This is a genomic window from Falsiroseomonas oryzae (assembly GCF_027856955.1).
Lineage (GTDB): Bacteria > Pseudomonadota > Alphaproteobacteria > Acetobacterales > Acetobacteraceae > Falsiroseomonas > Falsiroseomonas oryzae.
Genome location: NZ_JAPSMD010000487.1, coordinates 1 through 3,680 on the forward strand (window position 1 = coordinate 1; position 3,680 = coordinate 3,680).

The 3,680-nt window shown below is 74.4% G+C and carries 2 protein-coding genes; both read right to left on the reverse strand.

Features of this window, described 5'->3' with window-relative positions; translation table 11 throughout:
- Window positions 1–3,069: efflux RND transporter permease subunit (locus OZN99_RS27515; protein ID WP_270938417.1), on the reverse strand; the 3,069-nt coding region annotated here is incomplete at its 3' end.
- Between the two features lie 15 nt (window positions 3,070–3,084).
- On the reverse strand, window positions 3,085–3,680 hold a 596-nt coding region (locus OZN99_RS27520), incomplete at its 5' end, for an efflux RND transporter periplasmic adaptor subunit (RefSeq protein ID WP_270938418.1).

Consider the following 3,680-nt stretch of genomic DNA (forward strand, 5'->3'; position numbering starts at 1 on the left):
CGGCGCGGGCAGCGCGACCCGCGGCGCCGCGCGCCGGCGTCGCGGCAGGGCCAGCGCGTGCAGCGCCGGCACGACGAGCAGCGTGGCGAAGGTGGCGAGCGTCAGCCCGCCGATCATCGCCACCGCCATGGGGCCCCAGAACACCGAGAGCGTCAGCGGCACGAAGGCCAGCACGGCGGCCAGCGCCGTCAGGATCACCGGCCGCGCGCGGCGCACCGTGCTCTCGATGATCGCCTCGCGCAGCTCCACCCCGGCCTCGGTGTCCTGGCGCACCTGGTCCACCAGGATCAGCGTGTTGCGCATGACCATCCCCGCCAGCGCGATCACGCCGAGCAGCGCGACGAAGCCGAAGGGCATGCCCGTCAGCAGCAGCGCCGCCGCTGCGCCGGGAATGCCGAGCGGCGCCGTCGCCACCACCAGCGCGGTGCGGCCGAAGTGGCGCAGCTGGACCATCAGGATCAGCAGCATCGCCGCCACCATGGCCGGGAACAGCGCGAAGAGGCTGGCATTCGCCTTGGCCGATTCCTCCGCTGCACCTCCCGTCTCGATGCGCATGCCGACCGGCAGGCCCCGCGCGATCGCGTCGATGCGCGACAGCGCGGCGGCGGTGACGTCGGGCGCCTGCAGGCCGGGCGCGATCTCTGCGCGCACCGCCAGGAAGGGCTCGCGGTTGCGGCGCCAGAGGATCGGCTCCTCCATGGCGGGCTCCAGCCGCGCGACCTGCGCCAGCGGCACCGGCCCGGCGGCGGTGACGATGTTGAGGTCGCCGAGCGCGGCCAGCGCGCCGCGTTCCCCGGCCGGCGCGCGCAGCACCACGTCCACCAGCCGCTCGCCTTCCCGCAGGCGGGTCGCCGTGGTGCCGGAGAGCAGCGCCTGCACGGATTGCGCCACCGCCTCCGGCGAGAGGCCCAGCTGCGCGACGCGGTCGTGGTCCAGCGCAAGGCGCAGCGACGGCGCCCGTTCCCCCCAGGCGAGCTGCACGTCGCGCGTGCCGGGGGTGGCGCGCAGCGCGGCCATGACGTTCTCAGCCACGTCGCGCAGCTGCTCCGGCGTGCCGCCGGTGACGCGGAACTGCACGGGGAAGCCGACCGGCGGGCCGAAATCGAGGCGGGAGACGCGCACCCGCGCCTCCGGCACGGCGCCGGATTCCGCGAAGGCGATCAGCTTCTCGCGCAGCCGCTCGCGCGCGGGGACGTCGCGCGACTGGATGACCAGCTTGCCGAAGGCCTCGTTGGGCAGGTCGGGGTTCAGCGCCAGGAAGAAGCGCGGCGCGCCGGCGCCGATATAGGCGGTGTAGGTCTGCGCGTCCTCGTCCTGCGCGATGTGCTGCGCGATACGGTCCACCGCGTCGCGCGTCGCGGCGAAGCCGGCGCCGGCGCGGAGGTTGACGTCCACCAGCAGCTCCAGCCGCGCGGAGGTGGGGAAGAACTGCTTCTTCGTCGCGGCCATGCCCGCGAAGCCTGCGCCGAGCATCGCGACGGTCGCGGCCAGCACCACCGCCCGATGGTCGGTGCACCAGGTCACCACGCGGCGCAGCGCGCGGTAGAAGCGCGTGTCGTAGAGATGCTCGTGATGCGTGACGCGCTTCGGCGTGGGCAGCAACTTCACGCCGAGCCACGGCGTGAACCACACCGCGACCAGCCAGGAGGCGATCAGGGCCGCGCCGACCACCCAGAAGATGCCGCCGGCATATTCGCCCGAGGTCGAGTTGGCGAAGCCCACCGGGATGAAGCCGGCGACCGTCACCAGCGTGCCCGACAGCATCGGCCCCGCCGTGCTGCCCCAGGCGAAGGCGGCGGCGCGCAGGCGGTCCCAGCCTTCCTCCAGCTTCACCACCATCGCCTCGATCGCGATGATCGCGTCGTCCACCAGCAGGCCGAGGGCGAGGATCAGCGCGCCGAGCGAGACGCGCTCCAGCTCCATCCCCCACCACAGCATGCACAGGAACACCGCGGCGAGCGTGAGCGGCACGGAGAGCGCGACGATCAGACCGGCGCGCAGGCCGAGCGAGAGCAGCGAGACAACCAGCACCACCAGCAGCGCGGCGGCGAACTTGGTCAGGAACTCCGTGACGCTCTCCGCGACGATGCGCGGCTGGTCGGAGATCGCCTCCAGCTCCAGGCCCAGCGGCAGGTCGGCGCGGATGCGGGCGAGCTCGGCGCGCAGGCTCTCGCCCAGCGCCAGCACGTCGAAGCCGCGCTGCTTCGCCACCGAGACGAGAACCGCCTCGCGCCCCTCGTGGTAGATCGCGGCGGAAGGCGGGTCGGCCAGGCCGCGGCGCACCTCCGCGATCTCGCCGAGGCGGATGGTGCGGCCGTCCGGGCCCGGCACGGGCACCGCGCGGATCGCCGCGACGCCGTCCAGCGCGCCGCCGACGCGGAGGTGGACGCGCGTGCTGCCGGTCTCCACCACGCCGGCCGGCGCCACCGGGTTCTGCCGCGCCAGGGCTTCGAGGATGGCGGTCGGCGCGATGCCCAGCGTGGCAAGCCGGGCGTGGCTCACCTCCACGAAGATGCGCTGCTCGATCTCGCCGGTGATCGTCACCTTCTCGACGCCGGGCAGGCGCAGCAGGCGCAGGCGGATGCTCTCGGCCTGGCGGACCAGCTCCGCATGGTCGGCGCCGGTCAGCGCCAGCACGGCGGACTGCACGTCGGAATACTCGTCGTTGAAGAAAGGACCGCGCACGCCCGCGGGCAGGTTGGGGGCGATGTCGCCCACCTTCTTGCGCACCTGGTACCACAGCCCCGGCACCTCGCGCGGCGGCGTGGTGTCGCGCAGCACGACGGTGGTGGTGGCGACGCCGGGCCGCACATAGGTCTCCAGCCGATCGAGCCAGGGCAGGTCCTGCAGCCGGCTCTCGATGCGGTCGGCGACCTGCGCCTGCATCTCCTCCGCCGTCGCGCCGGGCCAGGCGGCGCTGACCACCATGACCTTCAGCGTGAAGGAGGGATCCTCCGCGCGGCCCAGCTTCTGCCAGGCGCCGGCGCCCAGCAGCGCCAGCAGCAGCATCGCGAAGAGCGTCAGCGCGCCGTTGCGCACGCCCCAGGCGGAGAGGTTGAAGCGGTCCATGACGACGCCTCCCGCTCAGCGCAGCGTCGCGGCCAGGCGCGTGGAGACCACGCGCACCCGGCTCTCGGGGTCCAGCAGCTGCGGGCCGAGCGCCACGACGCGCTCGCCCGGGCTCAGGCCGCCGGCCACCTGCACGGTCTGCTCGCCCAGGCTGGTCACGCGCACCGGCACCGCCTCGATGCGGTCGCCCGCAAGGCGCCAGACCATCGGCCCCTGGCCGCGATCGTGCAGCGCGGCCAGCGGCAGCGTCGCAACGGGCTCTGTGGCACGCGCCAGGCGCACGGTGCCGGTCATGCCGAGTGCGACCCAATCCGGCGCGTCCGGCAGGGCGAAGCGTGCGGCGTAGGTGCGCAGCGTGCCGTCGGCCTGCGGCGCCAGCTCGCGCAGGGTGGCGGCGAGCGGCGTCTCCGGCCGCGCCCAGAAGCGCGCCTCCGCCGCCGCGTCGCGCAGCGCGGGCAGGGCGGATTCGGGAACGCGCACCATCAGTTCGCGCTCGGCCGGGTCGGCCAGGCGCAGCACGGCCTGGCCTTCCGGCACCACCTGCCCGGCCTCCGCAAGCAACGCGGTCACGACGCCGGCGGAGGGCGCGCGCAGCATGGCGTAGGAGAGGC